The organism is Terrabacter aeriphilus (assembly GCF_039542985.1).
GTDB lineage: Bacteria > Actinomycetota > Actinomycetes > Actinomycetales > Dermatophilaceae > Terrabacter > Terrabacter aeriphilus.
The window spans coordinates 319,013-340,363 of sequence record NZ_BAABIW010000009.1; the positions used below are offsets into that span (position 1 = coordinate 319,013).

17 protein-coding genes and 1 riboswitch are annotated in these 21,351 nt (G+C 72.3%); of the genes, 9 read left to right on the top strand and 8 right to left on the bottom strand.

The features are described from left to right. Nucleotides 1-160: 160 nt before the first annotated feature. Nucleotides 161-1,012, bottom strand: coding sequence for a M23 family metallopeptidase (locus ABD979_RS06495; protein WP_345506633.1), 852 nt, complete (start codon nucleotides 1,010-1,012; stop codon nucleotides 161-163). Between the two features lie 231 nt (nucleotides 1,013-1,243). Continuing rightward, a complete protein-coding gene (locus tag ABD979_RS06500) occupies nucleotides 1,244-2,212 on the bottom strand; it encodes an esterase/lipase family protein (protein ID WP_345506634.1) in 969 nt (322 codons plus the stop codon). Between the two features lie 79 nt (nucleotides 2,213-2,291). On the opposite strand from ABD979_RS06500, the gene ABD979_RS06505 reads away from it, so the two are divergent. The 3 genes from ABD979_RS06505 to sucD all read left to right on the top strand — a co-directional run bounded on the left by ABD979_RS06505 (nucleotide 2,292) and on the right by sucD (nucleotide 5,175). Further along, the gene (locus ABD979_RS06505) at nucleotides 2,292-2,759 is read left to right on the top strand and encodes a cobalamin B12-binding domain-containing protein (protein ID WP_345506635.1); all 468 of its coding nucleotides are present in this window, start codon (nucleotides 2,292-2,294) and stop codon (nucleotides 2,757-2,759) included. 303 nt (nucleotides 2,760-3,062) lie between these two features. Continuing rightward, nucleotides 3,063-4,250 carry an ADP-forming succinate--CoA ligase subunit beta gene (sucC, locus tag ABD979_RS06510; protein WP_345506636.1) on the top strand — a complete coding sequence of 396 codons (1,188 nt, stop codon included), beginning with the start codon at nucleotides 3,063-3,065 and terminating at the stop codon, nucleotides 4,248-4,250. 31 nt (nucleotides 4,251-4,281) lie between these two features. Beyond that, entirely contained in the window at nucleotides 4,282-5,175 is an 894-nt protein-coding gene (sucD, locus tag ABD979_RS06515; RefSeq protein WP_345506637.1) for a succinate--CoA ligase subunit alpha, read from the top strand. A 60-nt stretch (nucleotides 5,176-5,235) separates the two neighbouring features. Here the strand turns inward: sucD and ABD979_RS06520 are convergent, their stop codons facing one another. Next, nucleotides 5,236-5,934 (bottom strand): polysaccharide deacetylase family protein, encoded by a 699-nt coding sequence (locus ABD979_RS06520; RefSeq protein WP_345506638.1) that lies wholly within the window; start codon nucleotides 5,932-5,934, stop codon nucleotides 5,236-5,238. A gap of 208 nt (nucleotides 5,935-6,142) precedes the next feature. Here ABD979_RS06520 and ABD979_RS06525 point away from each other — a divergent pair, with 208 nt between their 5' ends. Together ABD979_RS06525 and ABD979_RS06530 are read left to right on the top strand one after the other, a co-directional pair. Beyond that, nucleotides 6,143-7,444, top strand: coding sequence for a cell division protein PerM (locus tag ABD979_RS06525; RefSeq protein ID WP_345506639.1), 1,302 nt, complete (start codon nucleotides 6,143-6,145; stop codon nucleotides 7,442-7,444). A gap of 425 nt (nucleotides 7,445-7,869) precedes the next feature. Beyond that, nucleotides 7,870-10,662, top strand: coding sequence for a hypothetical protein (locus ABD979_RS06530; RefSeq protein WP_345506640.1), 2,793 nt, complete (start codon nucleotides 7,870-7,872; stop codon nucleotides 10,660-10,662). 64 nt (nucleotides 10,663-10,726) lie between these two features. Here ABD979_RS06530 and ABD979_RS06535 read toward each other — a convergent pair whose 3' ends face one another. Further along, nucleotides 10,727-12,343: a hypothetical protein gene (locus tag ABD979_RS06535; protein WP_345506641.1), complete on the bottom strand. Its 1,617-nt coding sequence runs from the start codon at nucleotides 12,341-12,343 to the stop codon at nucleotides 10,727-10,729. Between the two features lie 242 nt (nucleotides 12,344-12,585). Next, nucleotides 12,586-12,978 (bottom strand): hypothetical protein, encoded by a 393-nt coding sequence (locus ABD979_RS06540; RefSeq protein WP_345506642.1) that lies wholly within the window; start codon nucleotides 12,976-12,978, stop codon nucleotides 12,586-12,588. A 109-nt stretch (nucleotides 12,979-13,087) separates the two neighbouring features. On the opposite strand from ABD979_RS06540, the gene purN reads away from it, so the two are divergent. The 3 genes from purN (at nucleotide 13,088) to ABD979_RS06555 (ending at nucleotide 16,646) form a co-directional block, all read left to right on the top strand. Continuing rightward, nucleotides 13,088-13,720: a phosphoribosylglycinamide formyltransferase gene (gene purN, locus ABD979_RS06545; RefSeq protein WP_345506643.1), complete on the top strand. Its 633-nt coding sequence runs from the start codon at nucleotides 13,088-13,090 to the stop codon at nucleotides 13,718-13,720. An 8-nt stretch (nucleotides 13,721-13,728) separates the two neighbouring features. Continuing rightward, nucleotides 13,729-13,805: riboswitch (ZMP/ZTP riboswitch) on the top strand. A 68-nt stretch (nucleotides 13,806-13,873) separates the two neighbouring features. Beyond that, the gene (gene purH / locus ABD979_RS06550) at nucleotides 13,874-15,499 is read left to right on the top strand and encodes a bifunctional phosphoribosylaminoimidazolecarboxamide formyltransferase/IMP cyclohydrolase (protein ID WP_345506644.1); all 1,626 of its coding nucleotides are present in this window, start codon (nucleotides 13,874-13,876) and stop codon (nucleotides 15,497-15,499) included. A 172-nt stretch (nucleotides 15,500-15,671) separates the two neighbouring features. After that, on the top strand, nucleotides 15,672-16,646 hold the full coding sequence (locus ABD979_RS06555; RefSeq protein WP_345506645.1) for a DMT family transporter: 975 nt from the start codon (nucleotides 15,672-15,674) through the stop codon (nucleotides 16,644-16,646). 113 nt (nucleotides 16,647-16,759) lie between these two features. On the opposite strand, the gene bar is transcribed toward ABD979_RS06555, so the two are convergent. Both bar and ABD979_RS06565 read right to left on the bottom strand, forming a co-directional pair. Continuing rightward, complete coding sequence (bar, locus tag ABD979_RS06560) at nucleotides 16,760-17,896, bottom strand: barbiturase (RefSeq protein WP_345506646.1); 1,137 nt, start codon at nucleotides 17,894-17,896, stop codon at nucleotides 16,760-16,762. Between the two features lie 5 nt (nucleotides 17,897-17,901). Further along, nucleotides 17,902-18,849, bottom strand: a complete 948-nt coding sequence (locus tag ABD979_RS06565; RefSeq protein ID WP_345506647.1) for a carbamate kinase — start codon at nucleotides 18,847-18,849, stop codon at nucleotides 17,902-17,904. A 222-nt stretch (nucleotides 18,850-19,071) separates the two neighbouring features. Here ABD979_RS06565 and ABD979_RS06570 point away from each other — a divergent pair, with 222 nt between their 5' ends. Next, on the top strand, nucleotides 19,072-19,317 hold the full coding sequence (locus tag ABD979_RS06570; protein ID WP_345506648.1) for a hypothetical protein: 246 nt from the start codon (nucleotides 19,072-19,074) through the stop codon (nucleotides 19,315-19,317). Nucleotides 19,318-19,613: 296 nt separating this feature from the next. Here ABD979_RS06570 and ABD979_RS06575 read toward each other — a convergent pair whose 3' ends face one another. Then, the gene (locus ABD979_RS06575) at nucleotides 19,614-21,071 is read right to left on the bottom strand and encodes a carboxyl transferase domain-containing protein (protein WP_345506734.1); all 1,458 of its coding nucleotides are present in this window, start codon (nucleotides 21,069-21,071) and stop codon (nucleotides 19,614-19,616) included. Between the last annotated feature and the right edge of the window lie 280 nt (nucleotides 21,072-21,351).

Consider the following 21,351-nt stretch of genomic DNA (forward strand, 5'->3'; position numbering starts at 1 on the left):
CATCGCGAGGCAGCCGACCGGCGGGTTCGCCAAAGGTGACCTCTCGACGGCATACGGCCGCGAAAAATGGCCCGTCAACGGGTCAGGACCCGCACTAAGTGGCCTTTCGACGGGTCAGGACCCGCAAAAGGTGGCCTTTCGACGGTGCTGGGGGGCAGCGTCAGATGGTGACGCCGCGCTTGGCGAGCCAGCGCACCGGGGCGACGGCGCCGCCGTCCTCCGGGTGGATCTCGAGGTGCACGTGCGGGCCGGTGGAGTTGCCGGTGCTGCCGCTGTAGGCGATGCGCTGGCCGGGGCCCACCTCCTCGCCGACGGAGACGAGCAGGCGGCTGTTGTGCGCCATCCACGAGACGGTGCCGTCCCAGTAGCGGATCTTGACGAGGTTGCCGTAGCCCTCGTTCGACCAGCCGGCGAAGACGACGGTGCCGCTCGAGAGCGCGTGCACGGGGCTGCCGACGGGGCAGGCGAGGTCCTGGGCCGGGTGCATCTTGCCCCACCGCATGCCGTAGCCCGAGGTCAGCGTGTAGCCGGCGACGGGGGAGACCCAGCGGCGAGCCTTGGCGAGGGCGGCCTTTGCGGCCTTCTTCTTCGCCTCGGCCTTCGCGGCCTTCGCGGCCTTCGCGGCCTTCGCGGCCTTCGCGGCCGCGGCGGCCTTCACCTTGGCGGTGGCGGCCTCCTGCGCCGCGGCGGCGGAGCGCTGGGCGGATGCGCTCGCGGTGGCGATGAGCGCCGTGGCGTCGCGGGCCACGTCGCGCGAGGAGCGGGCGCCCGCCCGGTTCGCGGTGGCGGCGGCGACGGCGTCCGGGTCGGCCACGAGACCGAGGCCGGCGACCGACTCGGAGATGTTCTTCATGGACGCGGCCTCGGGGCTCAGCTCGCTCGCGCCGGCGTCGCGGATGACGAGTCCGGCCGCGACGGTGGAGGAGAGCAGTGCGACGGGGACGACGAGACGTCGACCCCGTGAGGGCTTGGCGGCCGGACGGTGCCGGCCCGTGTAGCTGCGTGTGGGCACGAAGAGATTACCTATCGGGTCACTGGAGGCGAGCGGTCAGCCTAACGTGATCGTTTCGTTATCCGAAATCGTGTCCACAGGCCCGGCGTCGCGGTCCCAGGGGTCGAGCAGGGGTCGAGCAGGGGTCGAGCAGGAGCCGACCCGGGACGCGGCTGACCTCGACACTAGGGCATCAACGGACGAAGCGGACAGCATTCGTGCGCAGGCGCGGTCCCTGCTCCGACCCGGCCGTCAGCCCGACGAGCCGGCCGGCCTCCCGCCGCTCGCGCGTCGGCCCCGGAGCGGACTGACCCCCCGCGTCACCGTCGCTCCGGTCGTGTCGAGGTGCGCGAGCGCGGTCGAGATGCCGTGGACGACGCTGCGGATGATCGGCAGACTCATGTGCCCGACGCCCTGCAGGCCGACGTGGTGCACGTCGAGGTCCTCGTGGTCGAGCCGCGCGTTCCGCTGCGGCACGACGACCTGGTCGAGGTCGCTCCAGTAGACGATGAACCGGGTCCGGCAGTCGGCGACCGGCCCGGCGAGCTCCTCCATCAGGGCGCTGCCAGGGCGCAGCTGGCGGGTCAGGGTGTTGTTCCACGTGTAGGCGAGGTAGCTGCCCTGGTGCGGTGTGCCGAGCGTCACGAGGGTGTGCACGTGCTGGTCACCGCCGAGGCGGGTCACGTAGTAGCGCGCGATGAGCCCGCCCATCGAGTGGCCGATGACGTGGATCCGCTCGTAGCCGGTCTCCTCGACGATGCGCTCCACCTCGGCGCCGAGGTCGGCGGCCGCGGCGCGCACGTCACCGGTGAGGATCGAGTAGTTGATCGTCTCGATGCGCCCGAAGCCGCGGCGCACGAGCCCCCGGCGCAGCACGGTGAAGATCGAGCGGTTGTCGACCATGCCGTGCACGAGCAGGATCGGGGTCTCGGCCGCCTCGACGTCCTGGATGGCGAGGCCGCGCTGGGTCGGCGGCAGGTGCTCGAGCCGGTAGCCGCTGCGCCGGTCGCTCGCCCGCGAGCCGAGCAGGCCGAGGGGGTAGAGCCCGAGGTGCAGCCCCATCCACGTGGCCTCGACGGCGGCGCCGGCCAGCCCGGTCGGCGTCATGAGCGCGCCGACCACCTCTCCGGCAGCCGCGAGGAAGCCCCGCGACCGGGGCGTCGTGCCGGTCGCGGCCGCGTCCGGGCGCGGCGTCCTCGCCGCTCGTGCTGCCGTTGCCACCTGGCGAACGTACCCCGATCGGTGGGCGATGCGTCACTATCGTCCGCCGCCTCGCGCGGCGCGAACTAGAGTTCCCCGCATGAGCCAGACCACCGGTGCCGAGGCCGCCGCCGTCCAGACCGCTGCGAGCCCGACCGGGGGCGGGAGCGCCGCCGACGTCATCCGCGTCGTCGTGGCCAAGCCCGGCCTCGACGGGCACGACCGGGGCGCGAAGGTCGTCGCCCGTGCCCTGCGCGACGCCGGCATGGAGGTCATCTACACGGGTCTGCACCAGACGCCGGAGCAGATCGTCGAGGCCGCGATCCAGGAGGACGCCGACGTCGTCGGCCTCTCGGTGCTCTCCGGCGCGCACCTGACCCTCTTCGCCCGGGTCGTCGAGCTGCTCGCCGAGCGCGACGCCGCCGACATCATCGTCTTCGGCGGCGGCATCATCCCCGCGGACGACATCCCCGAGCTCGAGCGGCTCGGGGTCGCCAAGGTCTTCACGCCCGGCGCCACGACGACCGAGATCGTCGGCTGGGTGCGCGAGCACGTCCACGCCGACTGAGCGGGCGCGCCCGACGACCGCGCCGGCATACGGCAGCGGCGCACCGAGGGCGTATGCCGGCCGCGACCGCACCGGTCGCCCGCACCGCGTGCGGCGGGCCGGCAGTGTGATCTTCGTCCGGTCGCCCGCACCCGGTGGCGTCAGCACAGGTCAGGGGCACTAGAGTCCGAGGGACAGCCTGATTCGGTTGCGCCTCGGCGCAGGGCCCCTCTCCGCGCGGAAGCGTGATGCACGTCGGGCCCCGGACGCCGCGGTGGCGCAGTCGACGACGATACGAATCGACGACGAGGACGGACCCCACCCGTGGATCTCTTCGAGTACCAAGCCCGCGACATGTTCGAGAAGCACGGGGTGCCCGTGCTGGCCGGCGCCATCGCCACCACCCCTGAGCAGGCCCGTGCGGCTGCCGAGCAGATCGGCCCGAAGTCGGGCGGCGTCACCGTCGTCAAGGCGCAGGTGAAGACCGGTGGCCGCGGCAAGGCCGGCGGCGTCAAGGTGACGAAGAGCCCCGACGAGGCGCAGGCCGCGGCCGAGGCGATCCTCGGCATGGACATCAAGGGCCACACCGTCGGCACCGTGATGATCGCCCAGGGCGCGCGCATCGCCGAGGAGTACTACTTCTCGATCCTGCTCGACCGGGCCAACCGCACCTACCTCGCCATGTGCTCCAAGGAGGGCGGCATGGAGATCGAGCAGCTCGCCGTCGAGCGCCCCGAGGCCCTGGCCCGCGTCGCCGTCGACCCCAACACGGGCATCGACGAGGCCAAGGCGAAGGAGATCGTCGACGCCGCCGGCTTCGACGAGGGCGACAAGGCCGCCATCGCGGACGTCATCCAGAAGCTCTGGACCGTGTACCGCGAGGAGGACGCGACGCTCGTCGAGGTCAACCCCCTCGTCAAGACCGAGGACGGCGACATCGTCGCCCTCGACGGCAAGGTGTCCCTCGACACGAACGCCGGCTTCCGCCACGCGGACCACGCCGCGCTCGAGGACACCGCCGCGGCCGACCCGCTCGAGGCCGCCGCCAAGGAGAAGGACCTCAACTACGTCAAGCTCGACGGCTCCGTCGGCATCATCGGCAACGGCGCCGGGCTCGTCATGAGCACCCTCGACGTCGTCGCCTACGCCGGTGAGGAGTTCGGCGGCCAGAAGCCGGCCAACTTCCTCGACATCGGTGGCGGCGCGAGCGCCGAGGTGATGGCCAACGGCCTGCACATCATCCTGTCGGACCCGCAGGTCAAGAGCGTGTTCGTCAACGTCTTCGGTGGCATCACGTCGTGCGACGCGGTCGCCAACGGCATCGTCGGCGCGCTCGACGCGCTCGGCGACGAGGAGAACCGCCCGCTCGTCGTGCGCCTCGACGGCAACAACGTCGAGGAAGGTCGGCGCATCCTGCAGGAGCGCAACCACCCCCTCGTGACGATCGAGCCGACGATGGACGGCGCCGCGCGCCGTGCCGCCGAGCTCGCCGCCGGCCCCGCCGCCCACTGACCCCGAGCCACAGAAGAGAGAACGAGCAACCATGGCCATCTTCCTCAACGCCGACTCGAAGGTCATCGTCCAAGGCATGACCGGGTCGGAGGGCATGAAGCACACGCAGCGCATGCTGAAGTCCGGCACGAGCATCGTCGGCGGCGTCAACCCCCGCAAGGCCGGCACGACCGTCGACTTCGAGGGCGGCGTCTCCGTGCCCGTCTACGGCTCCGTCAAGGAGGCCGTCGAGGCCACCGGCGCCAACGTCTCGGTGATCTTCGTGCCCGCGCAGTTCACCAAGGCCGCCGCGGTCGAGGCGATCGACGCCGAGATCCCGCTCGCCGTCGTCATCACCGAGGGCGTCGCGGTCAAGGACACCGCGGAGTTCTACAACTACGCCAAGGACAAGGGCACGACGCGCCTCGTCGGCCCGAACTGCCCCGGCCTCATCACGCCGGGCGTGTCCAACGCCGGCATCATCCCGGCCGACATCTCCGGCACCGGCCGCATCGGCCTCGTCTCGAAGTCGGGCACGCTGACCTACCAGATGATGTACGAGCTGCGTGACTTCGGCTTCAGCTCGGCCGTCGGCATCGGCGGCGACCCGATCATCGGCACGACGCACATCGACTGCCTCGAGGCGTTCCAGAACGACCCCGACACCGACGCGATCGTCATGATCGGCGAGATCGGCGGCGACGCCGAGGAGCGGGCCGCGGCCTACATCAAGGAGCACGTGACCAAGCCCGTCGTCGGCTACGTCGCCGGCTTCACGGCCCCCGAGGGCAAGACGATGGGCCACGCCGGCGCCATCGTCTCCGGCAGCTCGGGCACGGCCCAGGCCAAGAAGGAGGCCCTCGAGGCCGCCGGCGTCAAGGTCGGCAAGACGCCGTCCGAGACCGCCGACCTCATGCGCGAGATCATGCAGGGGATCGCGAAGTAGCCTGCGCGACAATGCATTCGGAGCGGGCGGCCACCTTCGGGTGGCCGCCCGCTCCGGCTGTCAGCAGGCCATCAGGCCGATGACGTAGCCGCGGGCCCGCAGCTTCGGGATGAGCAGGTCGAGCGCGGCCACGCTCTGCGACCGGTCACCGCCGCCGTCGTGCATGAGGATCCGGGAGCCGTCGCGCACGGCGGCGAGCACCCGGTTGACGATGGTCGTCGTGCCGGGCCGCGACCAGTCGCGCGGGTCGACGGTCCAGAGGATCAGGCGCTGCCCGCGGTTCGCGATGATCGTCGCGATGCGCGAGTTCGTGGCGCCGTAGGGCGGGCGCACGCAGCGGGGTCGGTAGCCGAGGGCCGACTCCATCCGGTTCAGCTGCGAGGTGACCGACGTGGTCGAGAGCGCCGTGAGGTCCGGGTGGCTCCACGTGTGGTTGCCGATGAGGTTGCCGTAGCTGCACAGGCTGCGCGTGATCGACGGGTACCACGACACGTTCTCGCCGACCTCGAAGAAGACCGCGTGCACGCCGTACTTCCGCAGCACCGCCAGCATCCGGGGCGTCCACGTGGCGTGCGGGCCGTCGTCGAAGGTGAGGTAGACGGTGCCGGCGTAGGCCACCGCCACGGTGGAGCCGGGGTCGGCACGGGCCGGCTCCGGGAGGCCGGCGAGCGGTGCGGCGAGGGTGAGGGCCGCGAGCAGCGCGGCGAGCAGGGCGGTGAAGAGGTGGGTGGTCAGCAGGTGGGCGGTTCTGGTCCTCATTTCGGGTCATCCCTTTCACCTCCAGTCTCCGTCGGGCCGGGCCAACCGGCGGCGGTCGAGCACTGATCCGTGCCTCACACCTCGCGACCCGCCCCTCCTTCGGGGCTGCGCGGCGTGGGCGCTCGCCCCGGGACGGCGATCTTGTGACCATGGGACGGCGCGCCAGACCCGCGTGACCGCCCGACCCGACCGACCCGCATACGCAGGAGTGAGACCACTGGCCCCGCCCAGCCCGACCTCGACGCCGACGGCCCCGTCGACCCGTTCCACGACGGGCCCGAGCTCGGCCCTCCCCGCCGCCCTGCGCACCGGCGCCCTCGCGGCCGTCGCCACCTGGGCCGTCGTCGTGCTGCCCGCACTCGTCGGCTGGGTCGCCGCGCCCGAGAGCACCGTCGGCTGGTTCTCGGCGGTGTCGCTCGGCAGTGCCATCTGGTTCCTCGGCCACGGCCAGTCGATCGGGGCGGGCGGCGTCGCCGTCTCGATGACGCCGCTGCTGCTGCTGGGCGTCTTCGTCCTCATCACCTATCGCTGGGCCCGTCGCCTCGCCGCGACCGAGCGCCTGCGGGTCGGCTCGTCCGACTGGAGCCGCGTCGCCCTCCGGGGCGTCGTGCCGGGCTTCCTCGTCGGCTACGGCCTCGTGGCCGCCGTCCTCGCCCTCTTCACCCTCGGCGGGCCGGCCACGCCGGGTGTGGCCGCGGTCATCGGGTCGCTGCTCGTGCCGCTCGCCGCGCTCGGCTTCGTGCTCGTGCGCCCCGACGACGACGAGGCCCCGGCCTTCGTCCGGTCGTGGTTCCGCCGGGGGCCGACGTGGCTGCCGGCGGTCTGGCGCGTCGGCTGGCGCGGGGCGGGGCTGCTGCTCGCCGTCGGGTTCGCCGTCGTCGTGCTCCGGCTCGCCATGTCGTGGTCTGCCGTCGCCGACATCCAGGCGCAGTACGACGCCAACCTCGCTGGCGCCCTCGTCATCGGCGTCGGCCAGCTCGCGATCCTCGGCAACGCCGCGACGTGGGCGCTCGCGTTCGTCGCCGGCCCGGGCTTCCAGGTCGCCGTCGGCTCGGCGATCGCCCCCGCCGCGGCGCACCCCGGCCTGCTCCCGCTCGTGCCGGTGCTCGGTGCTCTCCCGCGCTCGAGCGACTACCCGCCGCTCATGTATGCCGTCCTGCTCGTCCCCGTGGCCGTCGGCGCCTGGCTGGGCCACCGGGTCGACGCCGAGCTCGAGTTCTTCGGAAACACGCGCGCCCGCCTCACCGCCACGGCCGTCGCCGCGCTGATCGCGGCGGGCGTCGTCGTGGCCCTGACCGCCCTCGGCAACGGTGCCGTCGGCCTCGACCGGCTCTCGTCGGTGGGCCCGGCGCTCCTGCCGTTCGGCCTGGCCCTGGTGGCCGAGGTCGTGGCGGGCGCCCTGCTCCTGCTCGGGGTGCTCCTGCTCCTCGAGCGCCGCCGTGAGCGCGCAGCGCAGGCCGGCGTGACCACCGCCGGCAGCTCCGACGAGGGCGCGCCCACTGCCGGCTGAGACGGCCGGGGGGCTGCGTCGACGTCTTGGACATCGGAGCGCGGCGCGCATTTGCGCGCAGGCACGGGAGGGGTGGGTGTACTAAATTCCGCGGAGGGCTGGTCACACACCGTGCTGGCAGTTACGATTTGCCCGAAATGGTCGACTTGAGTACCCCCTCAGGTGGATCGCGGACGGCTTAGCACCCCCCTCTGGCGGGCCGCCGCGTCACGTTCCACAAAGGACGCCCCCTCATGAAACTTGCTCTCCCCACGACCGGATCGCGCACGTCGCGTGCCCGCACGATCGTCGCGGTTCTTGCCACCGCCATGGTATCCACAGGCCTACTACCCGGTACGGACGGCCCTGCGCAGGCGCTCGAACCGGTCGCGACGGGCTACCCGGTCGGCGACTTCGAGACCGGCACCGTTCCGGAGGGATGGTCGGTGACCGCCGCAGCACCCAGCCGAGCGGTCGTCTCGACGGGGGTCGCCTTCTCCGGAAAGCGGGCCCTGTTCGTGGAGGACACGTCCTCCACGAGTGCCGTCACCGCACGGCGCAAGTTCGCGGTGGTGGGAGGCGTGGAGTACCACGCACAGGCCTACGTCTTCACCAAGAGCGGGCTCCAGTCGTTGGGTCTCAAGTTCTACGACGCCTCCGGCCGGGTCGTGGGCAGCGCCAGCACCCCCACGACGGGTGCGCGGATGATCTGGTCGAGGGTCGAGACGAGGGCTGTGGCTCCGTCGACGGCCACGACGGCATCCATCGACATCGCGACGTCGTCCGCGACGCTCTCCCAGGCGTGGTGGGACGGCGTCGGCGTCATCCGCCCCGACCTTCCCAACGGAGGCTTCGAGGCGACGTCGACGTCGGTCAGCGTGCCGGGCTGGACCGTGAGTGCGCCATCGGGCACCTCGGCGGTCATCAGCACCGCCCAAGCGCGCACGGGTCGCCGGAGCCTCCTGCTCACGGACGCCAGCAGCACCGCCGGCGTGTCCGCCACGAGCAGCGCGGTCCCGGTCTTCCCGGGGGTCACGCACAGTCTCCGTGTCTGGGTCCGTCCGACGTCCGGTGCGTTCGTCGCCACCGTCCGTTTCCTCGACGCCGCGCGCCACGTCGTGCGGAGTGAGCGGGTCGACATCCGCAAGGGCCTGCTGGCCTGGGGTCTGGTCACCAAGCAGCTGACCGCTCCATCGACCGCCTTGACGGCCACGGTCGAGATCTCCAGCGCCAGCACCAGCCGTGGCGCCGCGGCGTTCGACACCATCGATCTGCGCCCCGCCATCGGCGCGGGGGTCCACACCTTCGCTGCCGGAGCGTCGACGCGCCCCGTGGATGCGTTCAGCAACACCAACGTCGTCGACGGAATGGTCGTCAACGGCAGGGCCAAGCTGATGGCGGTCGTCTCCGGCAGCCCGGCGGAGTTCCAGGTGGTCGACATCGAGACCGGGCGCGTCGATAGTCGCTTCCCGCTCGGCGGGATGAAGATCAGCTTCGCGATCACCAAGGGCCGCGACGGGCGGGTGTACATCGGCGGCAACGACGGGCACCTCTGGCAGTGGACCCCGGGCGCGACGGTCATCAAGGACCTCGGCCGGGCCACGGCGAAGGCCACCACCGTGTGGGACGTCGAGGTCGCCGGTGACGGCAAGATCTGGGGAGTCACCTACCCGGCATCCGAGCTGTGGAGCTACGACCCCTCGGCTGGGACGCTTCGCAACTACGGAACCCTGAGCGCGGCGCACCAGTACGCGCGCAGCCTCGCGCTCGACAGCCGCTACGCGTGGGTCGGGCTGGGGTCCGAGAACCCCGTCATCATGCGCGTCACCCTGGCCAACCCGACGGAGCGAGTGCTCGTCGCCCTGCCCAAGCCGGTCGTCGCCGGCAACATCGCGGACATCGAGTCGCTGGGTCGGTACTTGGAGGTGTGGACGCCCGCGGGGAGGACTCCCGGTGGCGCCACGGTCACGAGCGAGCGGCGTCTCTACGACACGACGCTCAAGTCGTGGAACGTCAGCTCGAACCTCGCGATGCAGAGGCCGTCGACGCTCGACAGCCGGGGGTACTTCTACTACTTCCGGTACAAGGAGCTGTGGGCCGTCAGCTCGGCCGACGGGACCATGACGTCGCGGGGCAAGATCGTCTCTGGCCCCGGCCGGGACCGGTTCCCGCTCAAGGCGACCCTGGGTGGCGTCGCCGGGGAGTGGTTGCTCACGTACGACACCGACGGGACGGTCGCTGCCGTCAACCTGGGCACGCTCAGCGAGCGTTCCTACACCGTCAAGTTCGCAGCGACGAAGATGCGCATCAAGTCGCTCGGCACGGGTTCGTCGACGTTGTACGTCGGCGGTTACGGCGGCTCCAGCCTGGCCGTGCTGGACCCGGACATGACGAGTCGCCAGCAGTACCCGCGGGTGCCCTTCGCGGCCGGAGTGATCGGCGAGGTCGAAGGCACGATCAACCACGGGGCCTACCAGTATCTCGGTACCTACACGGGCGGCCAGATCTTCCGCTTCGACACCACGAAGCCGTGGGTCGACGGCTCCAACCCCAAGATGGTCGCGTCCCTCGGTGGCTCGTACCAGCAGGATCGGCCGCTCGCCTGGGCGACGTCGGGTTCGCGGGTCTTCTTCGGGACGATCCCCAAGTACGGGATCCTGTCGGGGGCCATGGGCATCTTCGACAGCGACTCCACGACGCCCAGGATCGTCAACGCGCCGGTCAAGGACCAGAGCGTGGTGGCGCTGGCAGCGTCCGGCCGGGTCGTCTACGGCGGCACGTCGCGATGGGGCGGTCTCGGCGCGACGCCCACGCAGGCGTCCGCCAAGGTCTTCGCCTGGGACGCGACCACGAACAAGAAGCTGTGGGAAGTGGCACCGGTGCCCGGGGCCCAGGCCTTTGGGGCTGTCACGATCGGACCGCAGGGCTCCCTGTGGGCCGCCTACGGTTCCGCCGTGGTCGAGCTGGACCCCGCAACAGGAGCCGTGAAGCGTCAGGTCGTGCTCCAGCCGGCCACGGCTTCCACATCCAGCGCCGCGGTCCTGCGCAATGCCGACCTGGCCTGGGTGGGTGGACTGCTCTACCTGACGTCCGGAGGCAAGGTCTACACGTTCGACCCTGCCACCCTCAGGGTCGACGTGCCGGTCGAGAGCGGAGTCAGCACGCCGCAGATGGTGGTCCAGCCGGGACGCTTCTACGTTCCCTTCGAGACCACGCTGCGGGAGTACGTCGTCCGCTGAGCACGTGAGCGCACGCCGAACCGGCCCGGACTCCTTCCCCGATGGAAGGGCCGGGCCGTTGCGGTCACCCCTTGACGTACCAGAGCAGGCCGGCGAACAGATCTCGAGCCGCGCGGAAGTGCACGCGGTTGCTCGGGGTGCGGCGCAACAGGGTGTCGATCGCGCGCTGGTTGAACACCTCCATCGCCTCGCCGCCGGTCAGGGACGTGGTCAGCGTCTTGAGTCCGTCACGGATCACCGGGAACTGGGCCGCCAGCCTGGGTGGCATCGACAGTCGCGCGGCGATCGCCCGGTCGTCGGCGGTCACTGCGGGCATCCTGATGCTCGAGGCGTTCATGGGTGCCGCGTTGCGGCGGCCGTCGAGCTCGGGGGGACCGGAGGTCGTGAACGGGATGGGCTCCGGGACGGGCCGCAGTGCCGCCCAGGCTTCCCCGAAACGCGGGCGGTCGAACGGACGGCGAGAGAGTCCCGGGGCGAAGGACTCCATGAGGTCGATCCCTGCCACGTTGGCGTTGCGCTCGGCGCCGGTCAGCTGCAGGGCGAGCGACGCGGCCGCCGGGGAGTAGAGCGGATCGATCCTGGCGGTGAACGCGGAGACAGATCGGGAGATCTCACCGACGTAGTAGCGGTTGCGCCGCGTGAGGTACATCAGGTCGAGCAGGGCGTCCTCGCGGACACCCATCAGCCGCCCGTCACCCATCGTCTGCTCGAGGCTCAGGGTCTGGCGCGCCACGGACCGCTCGGAGAGCAGGCGACGGAGAGGGTCAGAGGAGAATCCCAGGCTGCCGAACATCTGCTCCATGGCGCTCGAGGGCTCCACGCTCGGCCTGCCCTGGTTGTAGAAGGACCGGAGCAGCTCTCCGTAGCCGCCGCTGACGATGAGGTCGCGAGAGGGCAGACAACCTGCGTGGGACGGACCGGAGATGATGCCGTACGAGTGCTGGAAGGGCTGGAGCAGCTGCTGCTCGAGATCCTCAGGCGCCGTGCCGACGTCGAGCCCCGAGTGCTCCGTGAAGCGCAGTCCGTACTCTCGCGCGAGCTGGCGGGCCACCTTCTGGTCGGGCTCCTCGAGGCCGCCGGAGCAGAAGAAGACGAACGCGTCCGTCGTACCCGAGGCGAGGATGGCGGCGAGCACGAGTCGGGAGTCGATCCCTCCCGTCAGGTGCGCGATCTTGCGCTCGTGACCGGAGGATGCCAGCGCCGAGACGTTGGCCGCGATCTCCTCCTGCGCCGTCGCGAGCAGACTGGACCGGTCCTGCACCGGCGAGAAGAACGTGCGGCGCGCCGGGTAGTCGACGACGGTCGCGCCGCTCGGCGACATGGACAGACAGGTGAACTGAGGCAGGACCGTGATGCCCTCGTAGCTGGACTCGACGAGGCCGCCGCTGCCCGTCGCCACGTAGGAGGCCACGTAGTCCAAGGACTTGCGGGGTCGTTTGCCCTCGGTGTCGAGGAAGTCCCGGAGGGCGCCGAGGTCGGAGCAGACGGCCGTGCCGGCAGCATCGCGGTGCACGTGCACGAGCCCGCCGCCGAGGGGATCCGGGAGGATGACGACCCGTCGCTCCGACGGGACGTCCAGGTAGAGCGTGACGGAACCCCGGAGGGACTGTCCCACCTCGCCCACCGGGACTCCCTGGAAGTCGCGCAGGGCGACCGCCGCCGTGTCGGCATCAGTGACCACGCGCCGGCCGAGGATGCCTGCTCCATGAGCAGCGATGACCGTCCGGTCGGTACCTGAGCGCCCCGGCCCACCGATGACGTAGACGTCGTCGTGGACTCGGGATCCGGAGAGGTCCGGACGATCGACCCTGGAGTGGTAGACGACGGGCGGGCGGGTCAAGAGGAGACCTCCGAAGGCAGGGGACACCGAGGTGACGAAAGCACAAACCTATCGCCCGGGTGCGGCCACTGCTCTCGTCGACGTCAGCGGACGATGAGCCCGAGCATGCCGCTGTCGCGCAGCTGGGCGCAGGCATCCTGCGCGATGCCGGTCTGCGCCCCGGCCAGGCACTCCTCGTAGGCGCTCACGCTGTCGTAGAAGGCGACCTGCATCGCGAGCGTCGAGAGCAGCATGATGCTGATGACGAGCGTCACCGCGGGCCAGACCTTCTCCCGCCCGCGCCGAGAGGAGAGGAACCGGAGCAGGCGCACCGTCAGCACGATCGCGATGACGAGCGGCAGCACGGCGACGAAGCGCTTGGGCAGCGGGAGGTACATCGCGACGAGCGCGAGCAGCACGAGCAGCGCGACCGGCAGGGTGCGCTTGGCCTTCTCGCGCGCGAACGTGATCTCCTGCTCGGGCGTCGGCTCGGTCATGCGTCCATCCTCACCCATCGGCCGCCGGGTCCCCACATCGCCCCGTGGGGCGGCCCACCCCAGCAGACGCCTCGGCCCGCAGGTGCGGCGGCCGACTACACTCCGGCGCGTGACGACCGACGCCGCGCCCGCCCCGCACCTCCCGGTCGACGTCGTCGTCCTCGTCTCCGGGTCGGGCACGCTACTGCAGGCGCTCCTCGACGCGAGCGCCGACCCCAACTACGGCGTGCGCGTGGCCGCCGTCGGTGCCGACCGCCCATGCGTGGGGATCGAGCGGGCCGAGCACGCCGGCATACCGACCTTCGTCGTCGCCCCGTCGACGTATGCCGACCGTGCCGCCTGGGACGCCGCGCTCGCCGAGCGGGTGGCCGGGGCCGTGCCGCGGTTCGTCGTGACGGCCGGCTTCATGCGCATCCTCGGCCCGGCGACCCTGGGCATCGCCCCGGTCGTCAACACCCACCCGGCGCTGCTGCCGAGCTTCCCCGGGGCGCACGGGGTGCGCGACGCGCTCGCCTACGGCGTCAAGGTGACGGGCACGACGTGCCACGTCGTCGACGCCGGCGTCGACACCGGGCCCATCATCGAGCAGCGGGTCGTGGCCGTCGACGACGACGACACGGAGGAGAGCCTGCACGAGCGGATCAAGGTGCAGGAGCGCGAGCTGCTCGTCGACGTGGTGCGGCGGCTGGCCCGCGAGGGGTTCGTCGTGGAGGGGCGACGAGTTCGGCTCGGGAGCGCCTGACCGCTACGCTGGTCGCACACGACTGGCGCGGGTGGGACACCACCGGGGAGTGACGTCGGGAGCATCGACCGCCTGGGTGCCTCGCGAGAACGGGTGCCGACGTCTGACCGACGGACCACCCGCGACCGATGTCACCGAACCAGGAGTGCACCCATGACCGCAGCCCCGTCCGCGCCCGGCACCGACGGCCGCCGCCCCATCACGCGGGCCCTCGTCTCCGTCTACGACAAGTCCGGCCTCGAGGAGCTGGCCCGCGCGCTCGACGCCGCCGGCGTCGGCATCGTCTCCACCGGCTCGACGGCCAAGGCGATCGCGGCGCTCGGCATCGAGGTGACCCCCGTCGAGGCGCTGACCGGCTTCCCGGAGTGCCTCGAGGGGCGCGTCAAGACGCTGCACCCGAAGGTGCACGCCGGCATCCTCGCCGACACCCGCAAGCCCGACCACCTGCGCCAGCTCGACGAGCTCGGTGTCGCGCCGTTCGAGCTCGTCGTCGTCAACCTCTACCCGTTCCTCGAGACCGTGGCCTCGGGCGCCACGCCCGACGAGTGCATCGAGCAGATCGACATCGGCGGGCCGTCGATGGTGCGCGCGGCCGCCAAGAACCACCCGAGCGTCGCCATCGTGACGAGCCCGTCGGCATACGGCGAGGTCGTCGACGCGCTCGGGGCGGGCGGGTTCACGCTCGAGCAGCGCCGGCGGCTCGCGGCGGAGGCGTTCGTGCACACCGCGTCCTACGACGTCGCGGTCGCGAGCTGGATGGGCAACGTCGTCGCCGACACGAGCGACGGCACCGGCTTCCCGGCGTGGGCCGGCGCGACGTACGAGCGGTCGGCGGTGCTGCGCTACGGCGAGAACCCGCACCAGCGCGCGGCGCTCTACCGCACCGGGCGCCCCGGGGTGGCGAGCGCGGAGCAGCTGCACGGCAAGGAGATGTCGTACAACAACTACGTCGACACCGACGCGGCCGTGCGCGCGGCCCACGACCACGGCGACCAGCCCACGGTCGCGATCATCAAGCACGCCAACCCGTGCGGCATCGCCGTCGGCGCCACGATCGAGGAGGCGTACGAGCGGGCGCACGCGACCGACCCGGTGAGCGCCTACGGCGGCATCATCGCCTCGAACCGCACGGTCACGGCGGCCATGGCGGCGGCGGCCAAGCCCGTCTTCACCGAGGTCATCATCGCGCCCGACTACGAGCCCGAGGCGCTCGAGATCCTCACGGCCAAGAAGAACCTCCGCGTGCTGCGGCTGCCCGCCGGCATGACGCAGGCGGGCGCGGCCGTCGAGACGCGCCCGGTCGGCGGCGGGCTGCTCATGCAGTCGGTCGACCGCGTGGACGCCGTCGTCGACGGCGAGGACGGCGACGTGACCGGTGGTGACGACGCGGCGAACTGGCGCCTCGTCTCGGGCGAGGCCGCCGACGAGGCGACCCTCGGCGACCTGCAGTTCGCGTGGCGGGCCATCCGCGCCGTGAAGTCCAACGCCATCCTGCTCGCCGACGGCGGCGCAGCGGTCGGCGTGGGCATGGGCCAGGTCAACCGCGTCGACTCGTGCTACCTCGCGGTGCGCCGGGCGGGGGAGGAGCGGGCCCGTGGCTCGGTCGCGGCCTCCGACGCGTTCTTCCCGTTCGCCGACGGCCTGCAGTTCCTGCTCGACGCGGGCGTGCGCGCCGTCGTCGCGCCGGGCGGCTCGATCCGCGACGACGAGGTCGTCGCGGCCGCGCAGGCGGCCGGCGTGACGATGTACTTCACCGGCACCCGCCACTTCGCGCACTGACGCGACGGCTCCGAGGGCCACGAGGGCCACGAGGGCCACGAGGGCCACGAGGCGGCCACGACCTGGACGGGGTCGTGGCCGCCTCGTGTCCGGTGCACTCGGGGTGGGCCGAGGGTGGGCTGGGGTGGGCCGTCGGTCGACCGGGCCCGCGGGGGGTGACAGGCTTACCCGCATGCCCCACCTCTCCCGTGCCGCCGGCCCCGCCGGCTCCCGCTCCCGCGGCTCCGACCGCACCTGGCTCGTCGCCCTCGCCGCCTCGTTCTGGGGCCTCTCCGCGCTGTGGCGCGAGCCCCTCGCCCGCGAGTACCCGGCGCTCGCCATCGTCTTCTGGGAGCACCTCGTGCTCGTGGTGCTCGTCAGCCCGTGGGTGGTGCCGGCCGTGCGACGCGTGCTCGCCGCCGACGCGCGCACGAAGGTCAGCGTGCTCGTCATCGGCGCCGGCTCGTCGGCGCTCGCCACGACGCTGTTCACGGCCGCGTTCCGCACGGGCGACCCGATCACGCCGCAGGTGCTGCAGAAGCTCCAGCCCGTCATCGCCGTCGCCCTCGCGGCGGTGATCCTCGGCGAACGGCTGCACGCGCGCTACGTCCTCTTCGCGGTGCCGGCGCTCGCGGGCGCGTGGCTGCTCGCCTTCGCCGACCCGCTCGGCGTCACGGTCTCTAGCGCGAAGGCCGCGGCGCTCGCCGTCGGCGCCGCCGCGCTCTGGGCCGCCGGCACGGTGCTCGGACGGGCGGCGAGCGCGCAGCTGCGTTTCGCCGACATCACGGCGCTGCGGTTCGTCGTCGGGCTCGTCACGCTGCTCGTGCTGAACCTCGTGACGTCCACGCCCCTCGCGCTCGGCTGGGACGCCGCCCCGAACATCCTGCTGCTCGCGGCGATCCCGGGCCTGCTCGCGCTGCTGCTCTACTACCGGGCGCTCGGGCGCACGCCGGCCTCCCGCGCCACCCTGGCCGAGCTCGCCTTCCCGCTGACGGCGGCGCTCGTCGGGGTCGTGGCGCTCGACGCGAGCCTGACCGGCTCGCAGTGGGTCGGCTTCGCGGTCGTGCTGGCCTCGGTCGTCGGTCTCGCCGTGCACGAGCAGGTCGCGAACCGCCCGTCGGTCGTGGCTCCCGCCCGCGCCGAGGAGGCACTCGCCCCGACCCGCTGACGGATCCCGCCCGCGACCCACCTGAGCCTGCTCGACCGGGGTGGGGGTGGGGACGTGCGAGTGCCCAGGTCCCCGTGGGGACCTGGGCACTCGGCATACGTCGGACCGGGGGGTCAGCGGGTCCAGCGGTAACCGGTCGGCTCGCCCTCGCCGAGGTCGACGATGGCGGCCACGGGGCCACCGCCGTCGGGGCCCTGGTGCGCGGCCGAGACCGACACGAAGACGGCCGGGTCGCCGGTCACCGCGGCCGTGACGCCGCCGACGCACGACTTGATCTGGCGGTGCCAGTGCACGTCGGAGTCGTCGAGCATGGCGTTGCGACGGCCGTGCACCTGCCCGTCCTGGCTCACCTCGCACTTGAGGAAGACGTTGACGAGGCGGCCCTGGATGTCGCTCGTGTGGGCGCGCTCCGGCAGGTCGAGCCCGGCGTCCTTGATGGCCGACCAGATGCCGTCGGCGTCGAGGGCGTCCTGCATGACGGAGTGGCCGATGCGGTAGCGCCCGCCGACGCCGCGGGCGTTGCCGACGACGACGACCTGCGCCTGGTCGAGCTCGACGCCCGAGCTGCACGAGGCGACCGAGGAGTAGAGCGAGCGGTTGTGCATGACGTCGGCGTCGGTGGGCATCTCGATCTCGCCGAGGGCGACGGCGATGCCGAGGCCGGTCGTGCCGTTGGAGAGGTCCATCGACTCGTGCGTGTGCTCGGTCCAGACCTGCTGGCCGCGCGACTTCGCGTCGCGGATCGTGTGGATCGTCAGCAGCGGGGTCTTCGTCTGCACGTAGTGGACGTCGGCCGGGTCGGTGATGCCGGCCCGCTCCATGGCGACCTTGACGGCGTCGGCGACCTTGCTGACCATCGCGACGTAGCCGATCTCCTCCGGCTTGATCGGCTCGCTCATCGCGAAGCCGACCGTGAGGCGCAGGTCGTCGGACGGCTCGGCCTTCTCGGCGGGCACCGTCGCGAAGATCGTCGCGTGGGGGCTGATGACACCGTCGGTGCCGCCGGACCACACGATGGGGACCTGCTTGACCTGCTCGGCGGGCGCCCCCTTCTCGACGAGCACCTCGCGGAAGGCGCGGTCGGCGATGATGCGGGTGTAGTCGTTGACCCCACCGTTGCCCTCGGTCTTGCCGATGATGGCGATGACGCGGCTCGCCTCCATCACGCCGTCGTCGATGAGCTTCGCGAGCTCCGACGCGTCGGCGACCGAATGGATGGGGACCTTGCGCACCTCAATGGCTTCGGGCACGGAAATCACCTTTCTGTTTGCGGGTTCTCGATGACGGTCCCGACCTGGCCGTCGATGGCTGGAGCGAGCTGGTCGAGCGCGGTGATGATGGAGCGTCGGCCTCCACCACGGACGAACCGGAGCGCGGCCTCGACCTTCGGGCCCATCGAGCCCGACGCGAAGTGGCCCTCGGCGGCATACGCCTCCATCTCGGCGAGCGTGACGCGGCCGATGTCGTGGGCGTCCGGCGTGCCCCACGCGGCGACGGCGTGAGCGACGTCGGTGGCGATGACGAGCACGTCGGCGTCGACGGCGCGCGCGAGCAGCGCGGCCGTCAGGTCCTTGTCGATGACGGCCTCGACGCCCTGCACGGCACCGTCGGCGCCACGCACGACGGGGATGCCACCACCGCCGGCCGCGACGACGACGTAGCCCGCGCCGAGCAGGGTGAGCAGCGTGTGCGTCTCGAGCACCTCGATCGGCTCCGGCGACGCGACGACGCGGCGCCACCCCTTCTCGCCGCGGTCCTCCCAGCGCTCACCGTGGTCGATGAGGGCCTGGGCCTGCTCGCGCGGCAGGAAGCGGCCGACGGGCTTGGTCGGGTGGGTGAAGCCGGGGTCGTCGGCGTCGACGAGGGTGCGCGAGACGAGGGCGGCGACGGGGCGCGCGGCGTCGCGCTCGGCGAGCGCCGCCTCGAGCGTGTCGAGCAGCGTGAAGCCGATCGTCCCCTGCGTCTGCGCGCCGCACCAGTCGAGCGGCACGGGCGGCACGACGGCGGCGGCGAGCTCGTTCTTGACGAGGAGGTTGCCGACCTGGGGACCGTTGCCGTGCGTCACGACCACCTCGTGGCCGGCCGCGACGAGGTCGGCCAGGTGCCGGCTCGCCTCGGCGATGGCGGCGCGCTGCGCCTTGGGCGTCGCGCTGCCGTCGGGCCCGGTCATGGCGTTGCCGCCCAGGGCGACGAGCACCCTCACGGTGCGTCCTCGGTCGTCATGGCGTGAGCCTAGGCAGCCGGGGCGAGCGGGCGCGTTGGCACCTCCTGCCCAACGCGGGCCCCGACATTGGCAGATGTATGCCGTCCGCCCCGGTCACGGGTTCGCCCGCGGATGCGTGGGCGAGGTAGGCGGGTCCGTGCCGGTAGGGTCGGGGGAGCGCCGTGAGGCGCACGAGCCGTCGAGCGGAGAGGTGGCCACGCTGTGGGAGTCGGAGTGCTGCTCGCCGTCATCGGCGCCATCCTGGCGTTCGCGGTGCGCGCCAACACGTCGGTCGTCAGCCTGCCGACCGTGGGCATCATCCTCATGATCGCCGGTGGGGCGCTGATCTGGCACGGGCGCAGGGGAACCCGTCACCAGCGGGTCATCACCCGCGAGGAGCGGGCGGGTGGTTCGACCGGCCCGTCGAGCACCGTGCGCCAGACCATCGAGGACCGCGACATCGACTGAACCGTCGAAAGGCCACTTCTCGTGGGTCCCCACCCGTCGAGTGGCCACTGTTCGCGGGTCGCGCCTGGTCGAGGGGCCACTTCTCGTGGTCCCGCAACCGTCGAGTGGCCACCTTTTGCGGGTCCTTCATGGTCGAGAGGCCACGTTCCGCACTTGGCCTCTCGACGAGGCGGACCTACAAACGTTGGCCTTTCGACAGGTAGGGACCCACAAAGGGTGGCCTTTCGACAGGTAGGGACCCACAAAGGGTGGCCTTTCGACGGGTGGGGACCCGCAAAGGGTGGCCTTTCGACGGGTCAGCGGCGGCCGAGGCGGCGGTAGCGGTCGAGCCTTGCGGCGAGGCGCTCCTCGGGTTGCTCACGGGCGAGGACCGCGAGCTCGTGCTGGATCGTCTGGCTCATCCGCCGGCAGAAGTCCTCGGGCTCGTCCGCGGCGTCGGGGTGCTCGGCGACGATCCGGTCGACGATGCCGTCCGCGAGCAGGTCGAGCGAGCGCACCCGCTGCGCGGTCGCGAGCTCGGGCGCGTGGTCGGTGTCGCGGTGCAGGATCGCCGAGGCGCCCTCGGGCGGCAGGGGGGAGAGCCACGAGTGCTGCGCGCAGATGACGCGGTCGGCGGGCATCACCGCGAGGGCCCCGCCGCCGGTGCCCTGCCCGAGCAGCACGCACAGGGTCGGCGCCTCGAGCGTCACGAGCTCGGCGAGGCAGCGGGCGATCTCGCCGGCGAGGCCGCCCTCCTCCGCCTCCTGGGAGAGCGCGGCGCCCGCCGTGTCGACGATGCTGACGAGGGGCAGGCCGAGCTCGCGGGCCAGGGCCATGCCGCGCCGGGCCACCCGAAGGCCCTTGGGCGACAGCGGCGCGTCGAGCGTCTGGCCGCGGCGGTCTTGGCCGAGCACGACGCAGGGCGCGCCGCCGAAGCGCGCGAGGGCCATGAGCAGGCCGGGGTCGTACTCGCCCTGCCCCGTGCCGTGGAGGGGGAGGACGTCGGTGGCGCCGAGCCGCAGGAGAGCCCGCACGCCGGGCCGGTCCTCGCGGCGCGACCGGCCGATCGAGTCCCACGCCGGCAGGTCGGCGAGCGGCTCCTTGAGCAGCTCCGGCACGTCGGGGAGGTCCTCGCGGGGTGCCATCAGCACGTTAAGCGCCCGGTCGGCCGTCTCGGCGAGCGCCTCGACGGGCAGGACGGCGTCGATGAGGCCGTGCTCGAAGAGGTTCTCGGCGGTCTGCACCCCGTCGGGGAACGCCCGGCCGTAGAGGGCCTCGTAGACGCGGGCGCCGAGGAAACCGATGGTCGCGCCCGGCTCCGCGACGGTGACCTGACCGAGCGAGCCCCACGACGCGAAGACGCCACCGGTCGTGGGGTGGCGCAGGTAGACGATGTACGGCAGCCCGGCCGCCTTGAGCTGCGCGCAGGCGGCGCTGATCTTCACCATCCCGACGAACGCGGGGGTGCCCTCCTGCATCCGGGTGCCGCCCGAGCTGGGCGCGGCGAAGACCGGCAGCTCCTCGCGGCGGGCGCGCTCGAACGCGAGCACGATCCGCTCCGCGGCCACCGCGCCGATCGAGCCGGCGAGGAAGGAGAACTCCCCGGCGATGACGGCGACGCGCCGTCCGCGGAGCCGGCCCTCGCCGGTGATGATGGCCTCGTCGCACCCGCTGCGCTCGGTCGCGGCAGCCAGCTCGGCGGCATACGTGCTGCCCGGCTCGGCGGGCTGGTCGGGGGGCGCGTCCCAGCTGCTCCACGTGCCCGCGTCGAGCACCGTCTCGAGCAGCTCGCGTGCGCCGAGTCGGCGGGGCTTCGGCCGGTCGGTCGGCGCAGGGGAGGGCTCCTCGCCTCCCGGGCGGGTGGCGGTGGCCGCGGGGTCGGGCGATCCGGACACGGTGCTCCTCGGCGCCCGCGGTCTCCGGCGCTGCGGTCGGCTCCGCAACGCGCACTGCGCGGGCCCGTCCCACTGTGCCGCAGCCGTGCTCGGGCAGCGTCGGCAGCCCTTGCCGGAGACGGGCCGTGTGCCTTGGCGCACCCTGCCAGCGCCCCCGACG

Coding starts and splice junctions, on each gene's coding strand:
- ABD979_RS06505 (WP_345506635.1), top strand. CDS start 2,292: ATGAGCCAGACCACCGGTGCCGAGGCCGCCGCCGTCCAGACCGCTGCG.
- sucD (WP_345506637.1), top strand. CDS start 4,282: ATGGCCATCTTCCTCAACGCCGACTCGAAGGTCATCGTCCAAGGCATG.
- ABD979_RS06520 (WP_345506638.1), bottom strand. CDS start 5,934: ATGAGGACCAGAACCGCCCACCTGCTGACCACCCACCTCTTCACCGCC.
- ABD979_RS06540 (WP_345506642.1), bottom strand. CDS start 12,978: ATGACCGAGCCGACGCCCGAGCAGGAGATCACGTTCGCGCGCGAGAAG.
- purH (WP_345506644.1), top strand. CDS start 13,874: ATGACCGCAGCCCCGTCCGCGCCCGGCACCGACGGCCGCCGCCCCATC.
- ABD979_RS06555 (WP_345506645.1), top strand. CDS start 15,672: ATGCCCCACCTCTCCCGTGCCGCCGGCCCCGCCGGCTCCCGCTCCCGC.